The following is a 19,953-nucleotide window of genomic DNA, read 5'->3' as shown; positions in this document are numbered from 1 at the left end:
TTTGCCGCATTACGTCAGGCGCAATCCATAACGGGCGAGCTTGTAACGCAGCGTGCGGGGGCTCACATCCAAGAGCTCGGCCAAGCGGGCCTTACTGCCCCCCGCTGCTTCCCAGGCGCGCAAAATGGCAGCGATCTCGGCTTCGCGCACCGCAGCTTCCAGCCGCAAGTCCCCTGCAGATGCAACGGAAACCGCGGGACGCACGCTCCCCAAACGGAGCTCCAACGGCAGGTGAGAGGCATCGATACGCGGGTCGCGGCTCAAAAGCACGAGCCGCTCCATGAGATTGCGCAGTTCCCGCACATTCCCCGGCCAGGAATAGCGCATGAGGGCGTCCATGGCGGCGTCGCTCATCGCCACCGACGGTTTGTGGTAGCGACGGCGGTAAATCTCCAAAAAATACTCCACCAAGGGCGGAATATCTTCGACGCGGTCGCGAAGAGGCGGCAGGGTTACCGACACCACATGCAGCCGATAGTAGAGGTCCGCCCGAAATTCGCCGGTGCGGATCATGGTTTGCAGGCAGCGATTGGTGGCAGCCACGATGCGGGCATGAAAACCAATGGTCTTTTCTCCGCCGAGCCGCCGAAAGCTTCGCTCTTCCAGCACCCGCAAAAAATCCACCTGATTCGGCACCGGGATGTCGCCCACCTCGTCCAAAAAAAGCGTCCCGTGCCCAACGATCTCGAAAAGGCCTTTGCGCTGCCGGGAAGCTCCGGTGAAGGCGCCGGGCTCATGGCCGAAAAATTTGTCGGCAAAAAGCTCTCCCTTCACCACGCCGCAATTGACCGGCACAAAGGGCTGGGAACGGCGGCCGGACAGCTGATGCACCAGACGGGCGAACAATTCTTTGCCTGTGCCGGACTCCCCGGAAATCATCACCGTGGCGTCAGAGCCCGCCACTTGCGTCGCGAGCTCGTACAAATCCCGCATTGCTTTGGAATGAAAGACAAATTGTCCCAATTCATCCGCAAAGCCGGCATCGAAGATCTCAATGGCCGCGGCCTCCTCCGAAGCCTTCCGCCTCGAAGGCCGGGAAGTTGTCTGTTTTTTTCGCCCCATACATGACCTCATCGCCGCAGGAACACCACAGCCCCTGCGGCGCCCAGAGCTTGTTCTGCAATGCACATTACTGGCCTTATGCCGACAATGCACCATGCCACATCGGCAAAAAACCGCCGATATCGGCAATATATTGCCAGATACACAACCAAGCCCTACACGTCAATACTTTGAATTTTTTAATTTTTTTATTTGACATCCATCTTGTTATTTCTTTCACAGAACTGCCGCGCGGGGAATCCGCGCCTGGTACGATCCATCATCAACCCAAGAGGAGAGAAACAGGAATGAAACCCAACACCTGGAAAATGGCCTGCGGCTGTGCCCTGGCCCTTGTGGCTGTGGCTGCTGTGGCATGGGCCGCCAACGACACCGGCGTTGGCGCGGAAATGACCCAACAGTTGGCCGCAGCTGGGGCCAAGACCACCCTTCCCTGGTGGGCGTGGCCCATCATCTTGGTGGTCTTCTGCTTTGTGCTGGGCGTCATCGCCGTGCTTGCGGGCGTGGGCGGCGGCGTGCTCTTCGTGCCCTTGGTCAGCGGCTTCTTCCCCTTTCATCTGGACTTCGTGCGCGGGGCTGGACTTCTGGTGGCCCTGGCCGGCGCCCTTGCCGCTGGCCCGGGACTTCTCAAGCGCAACCTGGCCAGCCTTCGTCTGGCCCTGCCCGTGGCCCTCATCGCTTCCAGCTGCGCCATCGTCGGCGCCTTCTTGGGCCTCGCGCTGCCCACCAACGTGGTGCAGATCTGTCTCGGCACCACCATCATTTTTATTGCGGCCTTGATTCTTTTCTCGAAAAACACCGCCCGCCCCGTGGTTACCAAACAAGACGCCATCGGTCTCGCCCTGGGCATCCAGGGCGCTTACCTGGATGGCTCCACCGGAGAAGTGGTGGAGTGGAAGACCCACCGCACCCTTTGGGGCCTACTGCTCTTCATTCTCATCGGGATCATGGCCGGCATGTTCGGCTTGGGCGCCGGTTGGGCCAATGTGCCGGTGCTCAACCTCATGATGGGTGTCCCTCTGAAGGTGGCTGTCGGCACGAGTAAGTTCCTCTTGTCCATCACCGACACCTCGGCCGCATGGGTATACCTCAATCAGGGCTGTGTCATCCCGCTCATGGCCATTCCCTCCATCGTGGGACTCATGGCAGGATCCTTCGTGGGCGTCCGCCTCTTGGCGATCGCCAAGCCCGCGTTTATCCGGTATATGGTCATCGGCGTCTTACTCTTTGCCGGTGTGAAGGCCCTGCTGAAGGGGCTGGGAATCTAAACGACAACGTCACTCAGGAGGCATCGCATGCATACCAATACCAATGCTCCCAAAGAACAGCTCGTGTACGCCGACATCCTCTTTTATGGATGCTGGACCGGTCTCGCCCTCATGGGCATCACCTATCTCCTCTACGTCTCCGGCATCATGGAGCCCTACGTCTCGATGAAACTCATCACCCAGTACTGGTCCATGCCCGTCAATGAATACCTTACCGCCAACAATGTGCCGACGGGCTGGGGATGGATCTCTTTGCTCGGCAAAGGCGACTTCCTCAACTTCCTGGGCATTGCCCTGCTCGCTGGTCTCACCATCGTCGGGTTTGTGTACCTCTCCATCGTCTACTTCAAGCAAAAGGACTTCAAGTTTGCCATCATCTCTTTGCTGGAAGTCCTCACCCTCTGCCTGGCCGCCTCGGGTATCATCGGCGGCGGAGCCCACTAACTCATGAACGTCTCCCTGCTGGACATCTTGGACGCCCTGCCTGTGGGGTGTGTCGTTCTGGATCCCCACCGTCGGGTGCGCACCCTCAATGCCGCCATGGAGTCCCTCCTCGGCTACGCACGCGACGAAGTCGCCGGACTCCCCTGTCGGCACGTGCTGCGCAGCCGCCGGTGTATCCAGAATTGCCCGCACACCTCAGACGGGGCGCCAAGCCCAGGGGGACGCACCGACTGCCTCTCGCGTCACCGGCGCATCATTCCCATCAACCTCACCCCGGTGCGCCTGACGACGGACCAGGGCGCGGTGTATCTCGACATCGTGGAGGATCTCTCGCCGATCCACAGTCTAGAGGCCCGGCTCAACCAGACCGCCACCGAAGACTCCTTGGTGGGTCGCTCCCCGGCCATGGAGCGCATCCTGCGCTTGGTGCCCATGGTGGCCGGCCACAGTGCCCCCATCCTCATCGCTGGCGAAACCGGGACCGGCAAAGGCCGCCTGGCCCATGCCATCCACAAGGCTTCCGCACGGGCGCGCCAGCCTTTTATCCGCTTCAGCTGCGGCCCCATGGCCGAAGAAATCCTGGAAGCCGAGCTCTTCGGCAAAACCGCCCCTGCCCCCCAACCTGGCCGCTTCCAGCAGGCCCAAGGGGGGACCCTGTATCTGGCCGAGATCGAATCGCTGCCGCCCTCCATCCAGGCGCGCCTTCTCCGCTTTCTCGACGAAGGCACGATTCAGCCGCAGGGGGGGCATCCCATGCGGGTTGATGTCCGGCTCATGGCCTCTACCATGACCGACCCCGCCACGCTCGCGGCCGCAGGCAGGCTCTGCGAAAATCTCTTCCACCGTTTGGCGGCGTTGCGGCTGGATCTGCCCCCCCTGCGCGAGCGTCCAGAAGACGTTGCCTTTCTCCTGCACTATTTTCGCGAACATTTCGCCCAGCGCTTGAAAAAGAACATCTCCGGCTTCACCCCCAAGGCCTTGAGCATGCTCCATGCCCATCCCTTTCCCGGAAACGTACGGGAACTCAAAAACATCATGGAATTTGCCGTCCTCGTATGTCCTGAAGGAGATGTCCGGCCAGAACACCTTCCGGGGTATCTGCTCCGCCAACCCCAGCGCCGCGGCCGTAAGGAGTGAGCCATGGAGCGCCGCATCCTCATCACCATCGACCACGACGAAATCGCCCCCCGTTTCGATCTCGCCATGGAGGTCCTCATCCTGCGCCTGGCTGAGGGCGGGGAGATCGTGGCCCGCAAATCGCTCCTCCTTGCCCACCCTTCCGCGGACGAGCTCTGCAACCTCATCCTTGAACGGGACATGGATGCCGTGGTATGCGGGGGCATCGAAGAAGAATACTACCACTACCTGCGCTGGAAACGGGTCGAAGTCTTTGATGGCGTCATTGGCTCCGTGGCTGCGGTCATTGACCGATTGCGCACAGGCACCCTCAACCCAGGCGACATCGTGGGATTTTCTGGAGCTCAAGCATGAAAGAAGAAGCCCCCAGTTCTTGGGCAGAGGCAGCCACCGCGCCCTCCCGCTACCGCACGTTGCAACGCAAAATCGTGGCACTCATCGCCGTGTCGGCCTTGCTCCCGCTCATCTCGCTTGCCTTCATCAATTATTATGAGCACCAGCATGCCCTGACCGCCCAAGTGCAAGAGCCGCTGCGTGCCTTGGTAGGAAAAACCAAACACTCATTTGAACTGTATCTCACGGAACGTATCTCTGCAATCAATTTCATCGCATCGGCATATTCTTTCGAACAGCTTGCCGACAAAACAGCACTCAACAGAATATTCCAAATCATGTCGCAAGCATTTACTGGATTCGTCGACATATCGCTCATCGATGATTCCGGAAAACTCATTTCTTATGTAGGACCATACAACCTCAAAGATATCAACTATACAGAACAGAAATGGTTTCAACAGGTACTTTTGCGTGGTTCCTACATTAGCGATGTCTTTCTTGGTTTTCGGCAATTTCCCCACGTCGTCGTTGCGGTGCGCCACAATAACCCTGATGGCCGCAGCTGGATTGTGCGGGCAACGCTGGACACCGCCCAATTTGAAAACATCATCGCCTCCATGGGACTGGAACCTGGCAGTGACGCCTTTCTCACCGACCGCAAAGGCGTGCTCCAAACCGAATCCCGGCAGTATGGCCATGTCCTCGAACCCCTGTCTTTCTCCCTGCCCCCCGCCAACTACGAAGCCAATGTCTACGACTTTGCAGACCCTGCCGGGGGACAGTACTTTCTCGCTCTGAGCCAAATCGCCAACACGGATTTCGTGCTCGTGGCCATGAAACCCAGGCCATCGCTGCTCAAGGCCTGGTATACGGTGCGCCTGGACATGGTTGCGGTCTTTGTCGCCGGAGTATGCGTCATCTTCGCAGGGGTCTTCGCCGCCACCCGCATGATCATCCAGCGGCTCCAAGAGAGCGACGCCCAACGCCTGGCCGCCATCCACCAAATGGAGCACACCCAGCGTTTGTCGTCCATCGGCCGTCTGGCCGCCGGCGTGGCCCACGAGATCAACAACCCCTTGGCCATCATCAACGAAAAAGCCGGACTGCTGCGCGATCTCTTGGAGCTGCGTCCCGATTTTCCCGACAAAGAGCGCTTTGCCAAACAAATCGACGCCATTCTCCGTTCTGTGGATCGGTGCCGCGGCATTACCCACCGCATGCTTGGGTTTGCCAAACGCATGGACGTCAAGATCGAGGTCTTGGACATCAATGCCGCCATTACGGAAACCATTGGATTTTTGGAACGCGAGGCCCAATACCGCAATGTCACCATCGAGCGGCGCCTGGCGCCCGATCTACCGCAAATCCCGTCGGATTACGGCCAGATCCAGCAGGTCGTTCTCAACATCCTCAATAACGCCCTGGCAGCCGTGGCCGACGGTGGCACCATTGCCGTCTCCACCTGGGATGAAGGGGAACGTGTCGGCATTGCCGTTGCCGACAACGGTTGCGGCATGTCGGAAGAAACGGTCAAACACATCTTCGAGCCCTTTTTCACCACCAAAAAAGAGAAAGGCACCGGCCTTGGCATGTCCATCACCTATGGCATCGTCAAACGCTTAGGCGGCGACATCCACATCCAAAGCGCCCTGGGCAAGGGCACCACCGTCACCATCTTCCTGCCCAAACATCCGCCGGAAGAACAAGGAGGCAGCCTATGATCCTTCCCTCCACCCTGCTTGTGGTCGACGACGAAGAGGAATTCGCCACCACCCTGGCCGAACGCCTGGAGATCCGCGGCATTGCCACGCGCGTCGCCCATGACGGGGAGACCGCCGTGCACATGATGGCCGAGGCCGCACCCCAGGCCGTGCTCCTGGATGTCCTCATGCCGGGGATGAAAGGGCTCGACGTCCTCACCCGGCTGCGGGAAACCCACCCCCAAATCCCGGTCATCCTCCTCACCGGCCAAGGCACGACCCGAGACGGTATCGAGGGCATGCATCGCGGCGCCTTTGCCTATCTCACCAAACCCGTGGATTTGGAGGAGCTTCTGCGTACCCTCTCCGAAGCCATGGAACGGGGAGGCCAATCATGACCTTCGACTCCACGCGGGCCATGGGCGCCATGACCGCCATGACCACCCACGAACTCCAGAATATCCTGGCCATCATCCGGGAGTCTGCAGGACTCTTGGGCGACATCCTCGACATCAACGCCAAGGTGGCGCTCCAGCACCGCCCCAAGATCCACGAGGCCCTGGAGCACATCGCCACCCAAGTCGACCGAGGCAAACGCCTCCTCACGGCCATGAACCGCCTCGGCCACGCCACGGACGTGGAGCAGCAGGAGTCCTGCGACCTCTCCCCCCAGGTGGCCGCCTTGATGGACCTGTGCCAGCGCCCAGCGCGCCTCAAAGAAATCCAATTGCGCTTTACCCCCGCAGGCCAACCCTTGCCGGTACGTACCCCGGCCATGGACGTGTTCAGCCGCGGCTTCACCGTGCTGCGCGCCGCCATCGATCTCTGCCCCGCGGGCAGCGTCCTCGATGCCAGTATCGTTCCAGGTCCACCCCAGCATGCGCTGGTCATGACCCTCCCGGTTGCGCCCAAGGATTCTCCCGTGCTCGCCGCCCTCGCCGAGGCCGGGCACATCGAGATCCACGACCAAACCATCCGCCTTCCGTTTCCGGCAGCCACACCATGACCGCCCTGCGCATCTGCCTCATCGACGACGAAGAAGGCTTCGTCACCACCTTGGCCGAGCGTCTGGAGCTGCGCGGGCACACGCCGATTATGGCGCTCAACGGCGAAGAGGGACTGCAGTGCATTGCCGAGCACTCCCCCCACGTGGTGGTCCTCGATCTGCGCATGCCGGGTATTGGCGGCATGGAGACCTTGCGCCGCATTCGCGCCGCCTGGCCGAAACTCCCGGTGGTGATGCTCAGCGGCCACGGCGCAGAGACAGACATCGCCGCCTGCCTGCGCTCGGGCGCCCAGGCGTATCTCAAAAAACCCACCGACATCAGCCAACTCCTGGCCACCATCCACGAAGTCCTCGAACCATCGGGAGGCCAATAGATGGCGCGTGTCCTGGTGGTGGATGACGAACGGCAGTTTGCGGAGACGCTGGCAGAGCGCCTGCGCACCCGAGGGATGGAAGTGCACACCGCCTACGACGGCGCAAGCGCCGTGGAGGTGGTGCGCCAAAGCCACCCCGACGTCGTGCTGCTGGATCTCTCCATGCCGGGCATGGACGGCCTTGCCGCCCTAAAGGCCATCAAAGAGCTCGTGCCGCGTACCGAAGTGGTCCTGCTCACTGCGGAAAGCGGACTTGCCGCGGCAGTGGGCGGCATGAAGCGTGGGGCGGCCGATTACATCGTCAAACCTGCGCCTTTGGAGCGCATCCTCAAAGCCATCCAGGAGGCAGAAGCCCACCGCCTTGATGCCGCGCAGCGCCAGCGCATGGCGGAAACGGCCCGGCTGGCGGCCCTGGGAGAACTCGCCGTCGGCGTAGCCCACGAAATCAACAACCCGCTGCAAATCGTGCTCAACGAGGCAGGGTGGATGGCCGAGACCCTTGCAGAAACCCCAATGGAGCAAGGCGCCCGCAGGGAGCTCGAGGACTCGCTTGCCACCATCCGCGAGCAAACCGCCCGCTGTAAGGCCGTCACCACCAAACTCCTCTCGCTGCGGGCGGCGGTACCGGCAGATGACACGCCGCAGCCGCTCGCCCGTCTCATCGCCCAGCTTCTCGAAGACCGCCGCAGCCGCTGGCAAGGACGGTTTTTCGTCGAACACACCTGCCCGCCGTCCCTTATGGTGTCCGCAGAAACCTGGCGGCACATCCTTGCCCCGCTGGTGGACAACGCCTTGGACGCCCTGGAAGCTCAAGGCGCCGCCGCCCCGGAAGCGACGCAGGCCCAGCTTCGTCTTTGCATCCACGCCTCCCAGGCGCCCCAAGAGGTCGTCGTCCAGGTGCAGGACACGGGTATCGGCATGGAACCCGCGGTCCTGGCCCGTATTTTCGAGCCATTCTTTTCCACCAAAGAGGTGGGCAAAGGCATGGGACTGGGGCTGAGCCTCTGCCATGCCCTCGTCGAGGCCTTGGGAGGACGCATCGAAATCGCCAGCATACCCAACCACGGGACAACGGTGTCCGTCACCATTCCATACACCGCAATCACCGCGCCAACCGCGGGGTTGGCCACAGCCAAGGAGGACTCTCATGAATACCATGCGACTGCTCATCGTGGACGATGAAAAAGACCTGTGCCGCATCCTCGCCGACCGGCTCCATATCCTCTACGGGATCACGCCGGACATCGCCCATACGGGCGACCAGGCCTTGGAGATGGCGCGCGCCAAACGCTACGACGTCGTCGTCCTGGACATCGAGATGCCCGGCATCGACGGTATCGAGACCTTGAAGCGCCTCAAAGAGATCGACAAAAAGATCCAGGTGGTGCTGTTCACCGGCCATGGCAACGAAGAGCGCCAGCGCATGGCCGAAGTCCTCGGGGCCTTCAGCTACGTGGACAAGATCGACGGCCTGCCCAAGCTGGCGCCCATGATCGAGGGGGCCTTCCGCCTGCGCAAGCTGCTGGAAGACACCTACGCCGAGGCCGCCCTCAACGAATACAACTAACCCGCCTGCGCCGAATCATTCGGCGCGGTACACCACGGAAGGGTACAGCCAAATCCTTTGGGCTGTGCCCTTCCGTTTTTCTTTTCCGGCGCACACCCCCCTTGCCAAACGTCCGTCTTTGCGCAACCCCTCCCGCAAGCCCATTGCGGAGGAAACTTCATGGAACGCTTGAAGACCGAAATCCTTGTCATTGGCGCGGGCATTGCCGGATGCACGGCCGCCATCGCCCTGGCCGACGCCGGTTGGGAAGTCACCCTGCTCTCCTCAGGACCTTTGGACGCGGGCAACACCCCCCTCGCCCAAGGCGGCATCGTCTATACTGCCCCGGAAGACAGCCCGGACCTCCTTGTGCGCGACATCACCGTGGCCGGGGCGCACTACGTGTACGAACACGCGGCGCGCTTCCTCGCCACCCACGGGCCCAAGGCCGTGGAGGAATTCCTCCTCGACCGCGTGCAGGTGCCCTTCGATACCTGTCCGAATGGCTCCCTCTACCGCACCAAGGAAGGGGGGCACAGCATCGCCCGCATCCTCACCCATGCCGACGCCACAGGCAGGGCCATCCACGACGCCCTCACGCGGGTGGTCACCAGCCACCCCAATATCCGCATCCTCACCGAATGCACGGCCATTGATCTCCTCACCACCCGGCACCACGCCACTTCCCTGGAGTTCCGCTACCAGCTCACCAATCAATGCGTGGGGGCCTACGTCTTCGACGCCGCCACCGGCGAGCCGGTCACCATCCTGGCGGACGCCACCATCCTCGCCACCGGCGGAGTGGGGCAGATCTTCCTGCACACCACCAATTGCGCCTCCTCCATCGGCTCGGGCCTGGCCATGGCCAGCCGCGCCGGCGTGCGGCTCATGAACCTGGAATATATCCAGTTTCACCCCACCGCCCTCTTTTCCCGCTCGGAACGCAAGTTTCTCATCTCCGAGGCCGTGCGCGGCGAAGGGGCCCGGCTCTTCAACGCCAAGGGCGAGCGCTTCATGGCCAAGTACGACGAACGTATGGAGCTCGCCCCACGGGACATCGTCGCCCGCGCCATCGCCGACGAGATCCTCCACTCCGGCGAAGACTGCGTGTTTCTGGACGCCGCCAACTTCGTGGACGCCAATCTCAAGAAACGCTTCCCCACCATCTACGCCCGCTGTCAGGAAATGGGCATCGACATCACCCGCGAACGCATCCCCGTGGTGCCGGCGGCGCACTACAGCTGCGGCGGTATTCTCGTGGACGAACACGGACGCACCACCCTAGACCGCCTCTATGCCGCAGGCGAATGCGCCTGCACCGGGGTCCATGGGGCCAACCGTCTGGCATCGACCTCGCTTTTGGAAGGACTTTTGTGGGGCCTCGCCGCAGCCCAGCACATCACGCACACGGCCGATGCCGACCACTGCCCGCTCTCCAAGCGGCTCCAAGACGCCATTCCGGACTGGGTCACCTCCGGCAAGAGCGAAAACGAAGACCCGGCCCTCATTCATCAGGACTGGGTGACCATTCGCAGCACCATGTGGAACTACATGGGCATCGTCCGCACCACGCCCCGCCTGGAGCGGGCCTTCGAAGACTTACGCAATCTCAACAAGAGGCTGCACACCTTCTACAAATCCATCCGTGTCTCCAAGGCGTCCATCGACCTCTTCCACGGCTGCCAAACTGCGTACATCATCACCACGGCGGCGCTGCGCAACAAAGAAAGCCGCGGCTGCCATTTCCGGCCTCGGTAGCGATGAACGGCAATTGCACCGCACAAAAGACAGAGCGATCCGTTAGGTGCCGCAAAACGTCCGGTACGTGCGCTGAAACTCCTCAGGCGCAGGCGCCATCAAGGCAGGGTCCGCGGGTTCCACAAAAGGGGTGCGCAGGGCCGTGAGCAGACGGTCCAAAGGCCGCGCATCACCACGGACAGCAGCGGCAAGCGCCTCTTCCACCCGCTGATTGCGGGGGATGACCGCGGGATTGGCCGCGCGCATCAGGGCGCGGGCCGCTGTCCGTCCTCCTTCCTGATCCGCCACCCGCGCCTGCCAGCGCGCATACCAGGCGGGAAAATCCGGATGCGAAAACGGCGGCTCCTGCGGGGGCTCCTGCCGCATCAGGCCGCGAAAGGCGTTGGTGAAGTCTGCGCCCGAAGCTTCCAGAAGCTCAAGCCAATCACGCATCAAGGCGGCGTCCTCCCCATGCCTGCCCACCAATCCCAGCTTGCGGGCCATGCCCCCGTGCCACGCGGCCTGAAACGCCGGCACGAACGCCTCCACTGCCGCCCTGGCCGCATCCACGGCCTGCTGGGGGGCTTTGCCCAAAAGCGGCAGCAGGGCCTCGGCCAAGCGGGTGAGGTTCCAAACAGCGATGCCCGGCTGCTGGGCATAGGCATAGCGGCCGTCCAGATCGATGGAACTGAACACCGCCCCGGACCGATAAGTGTCGAGAAAGGCGCACGGCCCGTAGTCGATGGTCTCGCCCGCCAGGCTCATGTTGTCGGTATTCATGACCCCATGGACAAAGCCCACCAGCATCCAGGCGGCAATGAGTTGGGCTTGCGCCTGCACCACGGCGCGCAGCATCTCCAGGTACGGGTTGTCCGCGGCGCGCAGATCCGGAAAGTGGCGCTGCAGGGTATAGTCGGCCAAAAGGCGTACGGACTCCACCTCCCCCCGGGCCCAAAAATACTGGAAGGTGCCCACGCGGATATGGCTTCGCGCCACCCGGGTGAGCACCGCCCCAGGCAAGAAACGCTCCCGCACCACGTCTTCCCCCGTGGCCACCACGGCCAGGGAACGGGTGGTGGGAATGCCCAGGTGATGCATGGCCTCGCTGATGAGGTACTCCCGCAGCATGGGCCCCAAGGCGGCGCGGCCATCCCCGTGGCGGGAAAAGGGCGTCGGCCCGGAGCCCTTGAGGGCGATGTCCACGCGCTGGCCATCCGGGGTGATCTGCTCGCCCAAAATCACGGCCCGGCCATCGCCCAAAAATGTGAACGCACCGAACTGGTGGCCCGCGTACGCCTGGGCAATGGGCGCAGCGCCCGGAGGAAGCTCGTTTCCGGAAAAGATGCGCGCCCCCGCCTCGCCATCCAGCAGGTCGGCGTCCAGCCCCAGCGCACGGCAGAGATCGCGGTTGAAAAGCACCAGACGCGGAGAACGCACCGGCGTGGGCCGCACCCGACGAAAGAAGGACTCAGGCAAGCGGGCGTAGGAGTTCTCCAAGCGCCATCCAGCGGTAGGGGACATCAAAGCCTCCAGAAAGGAAAAAAGCGTACGCGCACACGCCATATCTGCACATGCCAAGAGGAAGAGGCAAGAGGTGGGTTGCATTTGCGCTCCAAAGTGACCATGCACGGCGCATGCGTTCTCCGGTTCGTGTGCGTCTGGCCCCCAGCCCCACGGGGTACCTGCATCTGGGCAATGCCTGGGCCTTTTTGTGGTGTGTGCTTGCGGCCCGCACTCAGGGCGGCGCCGTGGTGCTGCGCATCGAGGACGTGGATACGGCCCGCAGTCGGCCGCATTTTGCCGATGCCATCCAGGAGGACCTGACCTGGTTGGGACTTACCTGGGACGAAGGCCCCTACTTCCAAAGTCCACGCGTCCCCCGCTACACCGAAATCCTGAACGATCTCATGGCCCGTGGCCACGCCTATCCGTGTTTCTGCTCCCGCAAAGACCTCCAGGGACTGGCCAGCGCCCCCCACGGCGGCCTGCCCGCCTACCCCGGCACCTGCCGCCACCTGGACGAGGCCACCCGCGCCCGTAAAGCGCAGGAGAAATCCCCGGCCATCCGCTTGGTGCTGCCGGAGGACGCCTGCACCTTTGACGACCTCGTGCAGGGAACTTTTCGCGCCTCAGCGGCGGCGTGCGGCGGGGATTTTGCCGTGCGCCGGGGAGATGGACTCTTTGCCTATCAGCTGGCGGTGGCCGTGGACGACCTGGATCAGGACATCACTTTGGTGGTGCGCGGGGCGGATCTTTTGGATTCCACCCCCAGGCAACAGGCCATATTCCATTACTTGGCCGCTTCTCCGCCCCGCTGGGCCCACGTCCCCCTGCTCCTGGACCCCAGCGGCGAACGTCTGGCCAAGCGCCACCAGGCGCTGTCCGCCCGGGCGCTGCGCGCGGCAGGCATCTCTCCGCAGGCCATCACAGGGTTTTTGGCCTGGCTTGGCGGCCTCATCCCCACCCCGCAGCCCATTTACGCCGAAGCCCTCGCCCCGGCGTTTTCCTGGCAGCGCCTCCCACGCACCCCGGTGCACTTGCCTGCGCACACCCCGGCGCTTTTGGCCAAGCTTTCCTGACCACCTCTTGGCCGCCCACGGGCCGACCAATGGCGGCTTGTCGGAACTTCAGCGGTTTGGTACGCGCCCTACGCCATGCACAGCTACCCCATCCTCATCGATACGCGCAATCTTCACGCCCTGGTGGTCGGCGCCGGCTCCGTAGGACTGCGCAAAATCCACGGCCTGCTGGAGGCCGGTCCGCCGGCGCGGCTCACGGTGGTGGACCCGACGCCGCCGCAGGCGCTTTACGCCCTCGCCTCGGCGCATCCCGGCATGGTCATCCACGCCCGTCCGTTTGCGGATACGGATATCGCGGAGGCGCAGCTGGTCTTTGCCTGCACTCCGGATGCGGAGCTCAATCGCCACATCGCCACGCGCTGTCGGCAGGCCAAGATCCTGTGCAATTCGGCAACCCAGCCGGAGGACGGCTCCTTTGCCCTGCCCGCCTGCGTACGGCGCGGCGATTTTCTCGTGTGCGTGGCAACGGCGGGAGCAAGTCCGGCCTTGGCTCGCCAGGTGCGCCAACGCCTGGAAACGGAATTTGGCCCGGAATATGGGGCGCTGACCCAGCTTTTGGCGCAGATCCGCCCGTACGTGCTCGCCCTTGGGGCGCCCGCCAAGGCCAACGCCGAAATCTTCCGCGCCCTGGCGGCTTCTTCCCTGGTGGACGCCTTGCGGGATCAGGACCTTTCCCGCTGTATGGCAATCCTGCAAGAACATCTCCCCGCGCCACTACACGCCTACCTGGAGGACTGGTGTCATGCCTGCCTGGACTTGGTTTGAACTCGCCATCGCCCTGGCGTATCTCGCGGGCGCGGCCCTCTACCCCTTGGGATTGGGACTGCGCCAGCCTCTCTGCAAGAAGGCCGCGTCCCTGGCCTCTGCCCTCGGATTTCTCCTGCATACCGCAGACCTGGCAGCCGCAGGCCTCCTACAAGCCGACGTGCTCCAGCACGGCCAATTCTACATCAGCCTGTTCGCCTGGCTGTGTGTGCTCGTGTTCTTTGTGGCGTGGTGGCGCTTCAAGCACGACTTTCTCTCTCTCATCACCGCGCCGCTCGCCGTGGTGCTCTTCACCGGCTCCATGGTCATTCATCCGGCGACGACCATCGTGCCGGAGCATCTCAGCCTCCTGTGGTTCGGACTCCATGTCGGGGCCATTTTCGTGGCCCTTGCCCTGCTGGCCTTGGCCTTTGGCGCTGGCGTGGGCTATGTCTACCTGGAGCGCAAGATCAAAACCAAAAGCAAGATCCCTTCCGCCCTCCAGGAGATGCCTGCCCTGGACACTCTGGACCGGGTCAACGCCCTGGCGGTCTCCGTAGGATTTCCTCTGTACAGCATCAGCATGCTCTCGGGCTTCATTTGGGCGGCCTTCACCTGGAAACGCGTGCTAACCGGTGACCCCAAAGAAGTCGTCTCCCTAGGCATCTGGGTCCTCTACGCCATCCTTTTCCACCAACGCCTGGCCCTCGGGTGGAAAGGACGCAAACCCGCCAAAATGGCCATCGCCATCTTTTTGCTGTCCCTGGGGTCCTTGGTGCTCATCAACTTCCTCCTCCCCACCCACCACAGCCTTCGCGCTTTCTAAAAATATCATGAGCCAACGAATCCATGTCATTGGACTGAGCCATAAAACCGCGGGCGTGGACATCCGCGAACGCTTTGCCCTCGCCGGCTTCAACCCTGTGGCCGCCGGCCTGGTGCAGGAGCACGGTCCCATCACCGAAGCCGTGGTCCTCTCCACCTGCAACCGGGTAGAATGCATCGTGGTGGGAGAACCTGGCGCCGACGTCGCCCACGAGGTGCACCAAGTCTGGGCCCAGACCTGCAACCAGCCCGTGGAACTCCTCACCCAGCACACCTACTGCCACACTGGCGCCGCAGCCGTGGCCCACGTCTTTTCCGTGGCCGCGAGCCTCGACTCCATGGTGGTGGGCGAGCCGCAGATCCTCGGCCAGCTCAAGGCCGCCTACCGGTCGGCCGTGGAGGCGCATGCCACGCGCGTGATCCTCAACCGCTTGCTGCACAAGGCCTTTTCCACGGCCAAACGGGTGCGCACCGAGACCGCCATCGCCAGCAGTGCCGTGTCCATCAGCTACGCCGCGGTGGAGCTGGCACGGAAAATCTTTGCCGACCTTTCCCGGCACTCGGCGCTGCTCATCGGCGCCGGCGAGATGGCCGAACTGGCGGCCACCCATCTGCTCGCCGCCGGAGTGCGGCGTATGGCCGTGGTCAACCGCACCGTTTCCCGCGCCGAAGAACTGGCCAAGCGCTTCGGCGGTCAAGCCTACGGATTCGACGCCTTGAACCAGGCCTTGCTGGAAGCGGACATCGTCATCACCTCCACCGGCTCGCCGTCGGTGATCCTCACCGCCAGCCAGATGAAGGAGATCATGCGCAACCGCCGGCAGCGGCCCATCTTCTTCATCGATATCGCCGTGCCCCGAGACATCGACCCGGACGCCAATGCCATCGACAACGTCTACGTCTACGACATCGACGATCTCAACGGCGTAGTGGAGGAAAACCGCGCTTCCCGCCAGCAGGAAGCCATCAAGGCCCAGGCCATCATCGACGAGGAGGTCCAGGCGTTCCTTCAGTGGATGGACGAATTGCGGCTGCAGCCCACCATCGTGGCCTTGCTGGACCAAGGCGAGCGCATCGCCCGCAAAGAACTGCGCAAATCCATCCGCCAGCTGGGCCCGGACCCTGATCCCCAGGTGGTGGCCATCATGGAACGGCTGGCGCACTCCATCTGCCACAAGATCTACCACGCCCCCATCACCTATTTGAAGCGGCGCACCCAGGAAGAAGGCTCGGCCGAGCGCTTCGTCCACCAGGCACGCCGCATGTTCAACCTGGACGGAGAGACCCCGCCCGAAGACGCCCACGACGACCGCAAACGCTCAAGGTGACCCATGCGATCCTATTTCATCGACGAGCTGACCGCCGCCAACGTAGACGCCATCAAGGCGTGGCTGGACGAGCGCGGCCTCAAAAGCGCCATCGAGGACCTCTATCACCTGCCGGTGCCCACGGAACTGCTCACCCCCGAGCAACGCGAACACGCCGAACGCTGCGGCCCCCACGTCCTCGCCCTCGAGACCGGCCCCACCTGGGTCCGTCTGGAACTCTTGGTGCGGGCCACCGGCGTGATGCGCTGCTCGTGCATGACCTACGCCACCTGCGAACAGGAGCGGGCCATGGTGGAGCGGGTGCTCAACCTCCTTGCGGAACTGGATATCCCCACCTGACCATGACCTCGCTGCGCCCCCGCTGGCAGGGCTGGGCCCGCCAGGTCCTGCGCTTCACCACCGAAGAATTGGGCGTGGACTTGCGCGGGAGCCGCGTGCTGGTGGCGTACTCCACCGGGGTGGACTCCACGGTGCTGCTCCACCTTCTGGCTTCGTGGCGCGCGCCGCTCCAGCTGGAAGTCTACGCGGCCCACGCGCACCACGGCCTGCGGCCCGAGGCGGATCTCGAGGCCCAAAAGGCCCGCGCCGTATGCGCAGCGTTGGACGTCGCCTGCCATGTGGAACGCCTGAAGCTCTCGGGCACCATGGCAAGCCCGGGCATGGAAGATCAGGCCCGCCAGGCGCGCTACACCTGGCTCGAAAACGTGCGCCGCGCCACCCAAAGCCAGTGGATCCTCACTGCGCACCACGCCACCGACCTCGCCGAAGACATCCTGCTACGCCTGGTGCGCGGGGTGGGCTGGCCTGCGCTGGCGGGCATGCCCGGCCGCGATGACAACCGCCGCCTGCTGCGCCCCCTTTTGTGCTGCTCCAAGGAGACCTTGGTGCGCTACGCCCAGGAGCACGACCTCTCCTGGTGCGAAGATCCCTCCAACTGCCTGCCCCTTACCCGACGCAACCGCATCCGCGCCCAGGTATTGCCCCTGCTCTTTGCGGAAAATCCACGCTGGCTGGAGCGCTGTCTGGACCTGTGGCGCCTGGCCTCCCGGGACGCCGCTTTTTGGCAGGACCAGACCCGCCCCTTGCGCCTGATGCGCTTTTTCCCCAACCAGCTTCTGCGCGCCATGCCCGCGGCCCAAAGGCTGCGCGCCCTTGCCGCAGCGCTCCACAGTCTCGGACCAGGCCAGGTGCGCGCCCAAACCCTGCTGCGCGTGGACGAACTCTGGCAACGGCAGCGCTCCCCGCGCTGCGTGCAATTTCCTGGGGATAAGTGCATCCTCGTGCGCATCGACGGCCTAGCGGTCATGCCCATGTTCCGCCGCCCGCAAGCCGACTTCGCTCGTACTTCATTTTCTCTCTAGCCTCCGCGGCCCGCTCCTGCTACACCAGCTCCAAGGAGGAGACCCCTATGGAATACTGGCATTGGATCGCCCTCGGCATTGTGCTCGTCATAGTCGAGGCCTTCATCCCCAGCTTTACCATCTTCTGGTTCGGCCTGGCTGCAGTGGTGGTGGGAGCGCTGCTCTGGATCGGCGTTCCCATGGAGCTCACCGCACAAATCCTCGCCTGGGCCGTGTTATCTTGCGTCTTCTGCGCCTTGTGGTTTTTGGTGCTCAAACCCCGCATGCGCGACAAAACTACCGCCGGCATCTCTCGGGAAGGGGCCCTGGGCCAAACCGGACAAGTGGTGGCCGTGCCTGGTCCGGATGGCCTTGGCCGCGTGCGCTTCAGCACCCCGCTTTTGGGCGATGACGAATGGCCCATGCGCTGCTCCGATCCCGTGCAATTGGGAGACCGGGTGACCGTCGTCGATATCACCGGGAACACTTTGGTGGTGTCCCGCAAACCGAGCTCGGAGGTCTTATGAATCCAGGACTCGTCCTCGTCGTCTTTATTCTTGCCCTTGTGGGAGTCACCCTGTTTTTGGGTGTGCGCATCGTGCCGCAGGGATATAAATTCGTGGTGCAGCGCCTCGGCAAATACCACTCCACCCTCGGCCCAGGGCTCAATCTCATCATCCCGTACATGGATACGGTGGCCTATAAAGTGACCACCAAAGACATCGTCCTGGACATTCCCTCCCAAGACGTCATCACCCGGGACAATGCAGTCATCATCACCAATGCCGTGGCCTACATCAATATCGTCGCCCCGGAAAAGGCCGTCTACGGGGTGGAAGACTACCGTATCGCCATCCAGACCTTGGTGCAGACCTCGCTGCGTTCCATCGTCGGCGAGATGGACCTCGACGACGCCCTTTCCTCTCGGGAACAGATCAAGACCAAACTCAAAAACGCCATTTCCGACGACATCGCGGACTGGGGGATCGTACTCAAGACCGTGGAAATCCAGGATATCAAGCCATCGGACACCATGCAGCAGGCCATGGAAGAGCAGGCCGCAGCCGAGCGGGCCCGGCGGGCCATGGTCACCCGCGCCGAAGGCGAAAAGGCTTCGGCCATCCTCCAGGCCGAAGGCAAGCTCGAAGCCTCCAAGCGCGAGGCCCAGGCCAAGATCGTGCTCGCCGAAGGCGACAAGAACGCCATCGCCAAAATCGCCGAGGCCGCGGCCACCGCGGAAACCACCCTCCACTACCTCTTGGGACAGCGCTACGTGGACGCCCTGCGCGCCCTGGCCGAACAGCAAGGCTCACGCACCGTGGTGCTGCCTGCGGATTTGACCTCCGCCATCCAAGGGCTTTTGGGCGGAGGCAAACGCTAACCACCACGGCGGTAAGGCGAATGCACCAGCGCCTTCTTCTGATCGGCGGCGGACATGCGCAGCTTTCGGTGCTCCGCGCCCTCGCCCGCGCCCGCCCTCCGGGGCTGGAAACCATCCTCGTCACCCCGAGCGTATGGCAGATCTATTCAGGCATGCTTCCGGGCTGGATGGCTGGACATTACGCCGCCGAACAGTGCCGCATCGACCTTCGCCCCTGGTGCGAGAAAGCCCAGGTGCACCTGGTGGAAGACGCTGTCTGCGCCCTGGACGCCCACCAGCGCTGCGCCACCACGGAAGGCGGACGCCGCCTGGAATACGATCTGACTTCCATCGATGTCGGAGGCGTTCCCAAAACAACCCCCTTGGCAGCTGCAGGTGACCGCCTGCTGCCCATCAAACCCCTGGAGCGCTTTGTGGCCGCGTGGCCCCATGTTTTGGAACGCGCACGGAGCACCCCAGGCTTTCGGCTGGCGGTCGTCGGGGCTGGCGCGGCGGGCGTGGAGCTCGCCCTGGCCGCGGCCCACGCCTTCCGCATCCAGGGCGCAAGAGCCGAAGTATGGCTCGTGGCCGGATCTTCCGGCATACTGCCTGGGCACGCCCCTGGGGTACGGCAGCGGGCCGCACGCCAACTGCAGCGCGCCGGGGTCACGGTGCAGCTCCAACGCGCCGCAGGACATCCCCAAGGGGTCCAGCTCGCCAGCGGCGAGATCGTCCAGGCCCATGTGGTATTGGCGGCTCCAGGAACCGGGGCGCCGTCGTGGCTTCTGGCCTCCGGGCTGCTCCTGGACACCGAGGGGTTCATCCTGGTGGACGCCTACCACCGCAGCGTCTCCCACCCGGACGTGTTCGCTGCGGGGGACGTGTGCAGCCGCGAGGACGCGCCGCTTGCGCGCTCCGGAGTGCACGCCGTGCGCGCCGGCCCCGTGCTCGCCCGCAACCTGATGGCCGTCCTTTCCGGCCGCCCGCTGACGACCTATACGCCGCGCCGCCGCTCCCTCTATCTTCTCGCCTGCGGCGATCGCTACGCCATCGTCTCCTGGGGAAGGGTCAGCCTCGAAGGAAGGTGGGCGTGGCGATGGAAAGATTGGATTGACCGACGCTTCATCGAACGATTCACTGGGAACGGAAAATCAGCGTAAAACCCCC

The 19,953-nt window shown here is 63.4% G+C and carries 22 protein-coding genes; 20 read left to right on the top strand and 2 right to left on the bottom strand.

Features of this window, described 5'->3' with window-relative positions; translation table 11 throughout:
* Positions 1 to 9: 9 nt before the first annotated feature.
* A complete protein-coding gene (locus tag BR00_RS01520) occupies positions 10 to 1,062 on the bottom strand; it encodes a sigma-54 interaction domain-containing protein (RefSeq protein ID WP_496475852.1) in 1,053 nt (350 codons plus the stop codon).
* A 287-nt stretch (positions 1,063 to 1,349) separates the two neighbouring features.
* Between BR00_RS01520 and BR00_RS01515 the strand changes: the two genes are divergently transcribed.
* The 11 genes from BR00_RS01515 to nadB all read left to right on the top strand — a co-directional run bounded on the left by BR00_RS01515 (position 1,350) and on the right by nadB (position 10,631).
* Positions 1,350 to 2,330 (top strand): sulfite exporter TauE/SafE family protein, encoded by a 981-nt coding sequence (locus tag BR00_RS01515; protein WP_496475851.1) that lies wholly within the window; start codon positions 1,350 to 1,352, stop codon positions 2,328 to 2,330.
* Positions 2,331 to 2,357: 27 nt separating this feature from the next.
* Entirely contained in the window at positions 2,358 to 2,774 is a 417-nt protein-coding gene (locus tag BR00_RS01510; protein ID WP_496475850.1) for a DUF1634 domain-containing protein, read from the top strand.
* A 3-nt stretch (positions 2,775 to 2,777) separates the two neighbouring features.
* The gene (locus BR00_RS01505; protein WP_496475849.1) at positions 2,778 to 3,911 is read left to right on the top strand and encodes a sigma 54-interacting transcriptional regulator; all 1,134 of its coding nucleotides are present in this window, start codon (positions 2,778 to 2,780) and stop codon (positions 3,909 to 3,911) included.
* 3 nt (positions 3,912 to 3,914) lie between these two features.
* The gene (locus tag BR00_RS01500) at positions 3,915 to 4,265 is read left to right on the top strand and encodes a NifB/NifX family molybdenum-iron cluster-binding protein (protein WP_496475848.1); all 351 of its coding nucleotides are present in this window, start codon (positions 3,915 to 3,917) and stop codon (positions 4,263 to 4,265) included.
* On the top strand, positions 4,262 to 5,968 hold the full coding sequence (locus BR00_RS01495; protein ID WP_496475847.1) for a sensor histidine kinase: 1,707 nt from the start codon (positions 4,262 to 4,264) through the stop codon (positions 5,966 to 5,968). The genes BR00_RS01500 and BR00_RS01495 overlap by 4 nt, the downstream gene beginning before the upstream one ends.
* Complete coding sequence (locus BR00_RS01490; protein WP_496475846.1) at positions 5,965 to 6,345, top strand: response regulator; 381 nt, start codon at positions 5,965 to 5,967, stop codon at positions 6,343 to 6,345. Before BR00_RS01495 ends, BR00_RS01490 begins: the two co-directional genes overlap by 4 nt.
* The gene (locus BR00_RS01485; protein ID WP_496475845.1) at positions 6,342 to 6,953 is read left to right on the top strand and encodes a sensor histidine kinase; all 612 of its coding nucleotides are present in this window, start codon (positions 6,342 to 6,344) and stop codon (positions 6,951 to 6,953) included. The genes BR00_RS01490 and BR00_RS01485 overlap by 4 nt, the downstream gene beginning before the upstream one ends.
* The gene (locus tag BR00_RS01480; RefSeq protein WP_496475844.1) at positions 6,950 to 7,327 is read left to right on the top strand and encodes a response regulator; all 378 of its coding nucleotides are present in this window, start codon (positions 6,950 to 6,952) and stop codon (positions 7,325 to 7,327) included. Before BR00_RS01485 ends, BR00_RS01480 begins: the two co-directional genes overlap by 4 nt.
* The gene (locus tag BR00_RS01475; RefSeq protein ID WP_496475843.1) at positions 7,328 to 8,509 is read left to right on the top strand and encodes a sensor histidine kinase; all 1,182 of its coding nucleotides are present in this window, start codon (positions 7,328 to 7,330) and stop codon (positions 8,507 to 8,509) included.
* Positions 8,475 to 8,894: a response regulator gene (locus tag BR00_RS01470; protein ID WP_496475842.1), complete on the top strand. Its 420-nt coding sequence runs from the start codon at positions 8,475 to 8,477 to the stop codon at positions 8,892 to 8,894. The genes BR00_RS01475 and BR00_RS01470 overlap by 35 nt, the downstream gene beginning before the upstream one ends.
* 159 nt (positions 8,895 to 9,053) lie before the next feature.
* Entirely contained in the window at positions 9,054 to 10,631 is a 1,578-nt protein-coding gene (gene nadB / locus BR00_RS01465; protein ID WP_496475841.1) for an L-aspartate oxidase, read from the top strand.
* Between the two features lie 42 nt (positions 10,632 to 10,673).
* Here nadB and BR00_RS01460 read toward each other — a convergent pair whose 3' ends face one another.
* Entirely contained in the window at positions 10,674 to 12,131 is a 1,458-nt protein-coding gene (locus tag BR00_RS01460; RefSeq protein ID WP_496475840.1) for a protein adenylyltransferase SelO, read from the bottom strand.
* Between the two features lie 113 nt (positions 12,132 to 12,244).
* On the opposite strand from BR00_RS01460, the gene gluQRS reads away from it, so the two are divergent.
* The 9 genes from gluQRS (at position 12,245) to BR00_RS01415 (ending at position 19,946) form a co-directional block, all read left to right on the top strand.
* Positions 12,245 to 13,189 (top strand): tRNA glutamyl-Q(34) synthetase GluQRS, encoded by a 945-nt coding sequence (gene gluQRS / locus BR00_RS01455; protein ID WP_496475839.1) that lies wholly within the window; start codon positions 12,245 to 12,247, stop codon positions 13,187 to 13,189.
* 75 nt (positions 13,190 to 13,264) lie between these two features.
* Positions 13,265 to 13,954 (top strand): precorrin-2 dehydrogenase/sirohydrochlorin ferrochelatase family protein, encoded by a 690-nt coding sequence (locus tag BR00_RS01450; RefSeq protein ID WP_496475838.1) that lies wholly within the window; start codon positions 13,265 to 13,267, stop codon positions 13,952 to 13,954.
* Positions 13,932 to 14,759 (top strand): cytochrome C assembly family protein, encoded by an 828-nt coding sequence (locus tag BR00_RS01445; protein ID WP_496475837.1) that lies wholly within the window; start codon positions 13,932 to 13,934, stop codon positions 14,757 to 14,759. The genes BR00_RS01450 and BR00_RS01445 overlap by 23 nt, the downstream gene beginning before the upstream one ends.
* A 7-nt stretch (positions 14,760 to 14,766) precedes the next feature.
* Positions 14,767 to 16,086 (top strand): glutamyl-tRNA reductase, encoded by a 1,320-nt coding sequence (gene hemA / locus BR00_RS01440; RefSeq protein ID WP_496475836.1) that lies wholly within the window; start codon positions 14,767 to 14,769, stop codon positions 16,084 to 16,086.
* A 3-nt stretch (positions 16,087 to 16,089) separates the two neighbouring features.
* Positions 16,090 to 16,425 carry a hypothetical protein gene (locus BR00_RS01435; RefSeq protein WP_496475835.1) on the top strand — a complete coding sequence of 112 codons (336 nt, stop codon included), beginning with the start codon at positions 16,090 to 16,092 and terminating at the stop codon, positions 16,423 to 16,425.
* Between the two features lie 2 nt (positions 16,426 to 16,427).
* The gene (gene tilS, locus BR00_RS01430; RefSeq protein ID WP_496475834.1) at positions 16,428 to 17,447 is read left to right on the top strand and encodes a tRNA lysidine(34) synthetase TilS; all 1,020 of its coding nucleotides are present in this window, start codon (positions 16,428 to 16,430) and stop codon (positions 17,445 to 17,447) included.
* 47 nt (positions 17,448 to 17,494) lie between these two features.
* Positions 17,495 to 17,953, top strand: coding sequence for an NfeD family protein (locus BR00_RS01425; protein ID WP_496475833.1), 459 nt, complete (start codon positions 17,495 to 17,497; stop codon positions 17,951 to 17,953).
* Complete coding sequence (locus tag BR00_RS01420; protein WP_496475832.1) at positions 17,950 to 18,807, top strand: SPFH domain-containing protein; 858 nt, start codon at positions 17,950 to 17,952, stop codon at positions 18,805 to 18,807. The genes BR00_RS01425 and BR00_RS01420 overlap by 4 nt, the downstream gene beginning before the upstream one ends.
* Positions 18,808 to 18,827: 20 nt before the next feature.
* Complete coding sequence (locus BR00_RS01415) at positions 18,828 to 19,946, top strand: FAD-dependent oxidoreductase (RefSeq protein ID WP_496475831.1); 1,119 nt, start codon at positions 18,828 to 18,830, stop codon at positions 19,944 to 19,946.
* Positions 19,947 to 19,953 lie beyond the last annotated feature (7 nt).

The organism is Thermodesulfomicrobium thermophilum DSM 16697 (genome assembly GCF_059568695.1).
Note: the sequence above shows the minus strand (reverse complement) of the source record. Positions and strands in the feature narration are given on the sequence as shown.

Bases quoted from the DNA above. Each gene is read 5' to 3' on its own strand.
- BR00_RS01520 (WP_496475852.1), bottom strand. From the start codon at position 1,062: ATGGGGCGAAAAAAACAGACAACTTCCCGGCCTTCGAGGCGGAAGGCT.
- BR00_RS01515 (WP_496475851.1), top strand. From the start codon at position 1,350: ATGAAACCCAACACCTGGAAAATGGCCTGCGGCTGTGCCCTGGCCCTT.
- BR00_RS01510 (WP_496475850.1), top strand. From the start codon at position 2,358: ATGCATACCAATACCAATGCTCCCAAAGAACAGCTCGTGTACGCCGAC.
- BR00_RS01505 (WP_496475849.1), top strand. From the start codon at position 2,778: ATGAACGTCTCCCTGCTGGACATCTTGGACGCCCTGCCTGTGGGGTGT.
- BR00_RS01500 (WP_496475848.1), top strand. From the start codon at position 3,915: ATGGAGCGCCGCATCCTCATCACCATCGACCACGACGAAATCGCCCCC.
- BR00_RS01495 (WP_496475847.1), top strand. From the start codon at position 4,262: ATGAAAGAAGAAGCCCCCAGTTCTTGGGCAGAGGCAGCCACCGCGCCC.
- BR00_RS01490 (WP_496475846.1), top strand. From the start codon at position 5,965: ATGATCCTTCCCTCCACCCTGCTTGTGGTCGACGACGAAGAGGAATTC.
- BR00_RS01485 (WP_496475845.1), top strand. From the start codon at position 6,342: ATGACCTTCGACTCCACGCGGGCCATGGGCGCCATGACCGCCATGACC.
- BR00_RS01480 (WP_496475844.1), top strand. From the start codon at position 6,950: ATGACCGCCCTGCGCATCTGCCTCATCGACGACGAAGAAGGCTTCGTC.
- BR00_RS01475 (WP_496475843.1), top strand. From the start codon at position 7,328: ATGGCGCGTGTCCTGGTGGTGGATGACGAACGGCAGTTTGCGGAGACG.
- BR00_RS01470 (WP_496475842.1), top strand. From the start codon at position 8,475: ATGAATACCATGCGACTGCTCATCGTGGACGATGAAAAAGACCTGTGC.
- nadB (WP_496475841.1), top strand. From the start codon at position 9,054: ATGGAACGCTTGAAGACCGAAATCCTTGTCATTGGCGCGGGCATTGCC.
- BR00_RS01460 (WP_496475840.1), bottom strand. From the start codon at position 12,131: ATGTCCCCTACCGCTGGATGGCGCTTGGAGAACTCCTACGCCCGCTTG.
- gluQRS (WP_496475839.1), top strand. From the start codon at position 12,245: ATGCGTTCTCCGGTTCGTGTGCGTCTGGCCCCCAGCCCCACGGGGTAC.
- BR00_RS01450 (WP_496475838.1), top strand. From the start codon at position 13,265: ATGCACAGCTACCCCATCCTCATCGATACGCGCAATCTTCACGCCCTG.
- BR00_RS01445 (WP_496475837.1), top strand. From the start codon at position 13,932: ATGCCTGCCTGGACTTGGTTTGAACTCGCCATCGCCCTGGCGTATCTC.
- hemA (WP_496475836.1), top strand. From the start codon at position 14,767: ATGAGCCAACGAATCCATGTCATTGGACTGAGCCATAAAACCGCGGGC.
- BR00_RS01435 (WP_496475835.1), top strand. From the start codon at position 16,090: ATGCGATCCTATTTCATCGACGAGCTGACCGCCGCCAACGTAGACGCC.
- tilS (WP_496475834.1), top strand. From the start codon at position 16,428: ATGACCTCGCTGCGCCCCCGCTGGCAGGGCTGGGCCCGCCAGGTCCTG.
- BR00_RS01425 (WP_496475833.1), top strand. From the start codon at position 17,495: ATGGAATACTGGCATTGGATCGCCCTCGGCATTGTGCTCGTCATAGTC.
- BR00_RS01420 (WP_496475832.1), top strand. From the start codon at position 17,950: ATGAATCCAGGACTCGTCCTCGTCGTCTTTATTCTTGCCCTTGTGGGA.
- BR00_RS01415 (WP_496475831.1), top strand. From the start codon at position 18,828: ATGCACCAGCGCCTTCTTCTGATCGGCGGCGGACATGCGCAGCTTTCG.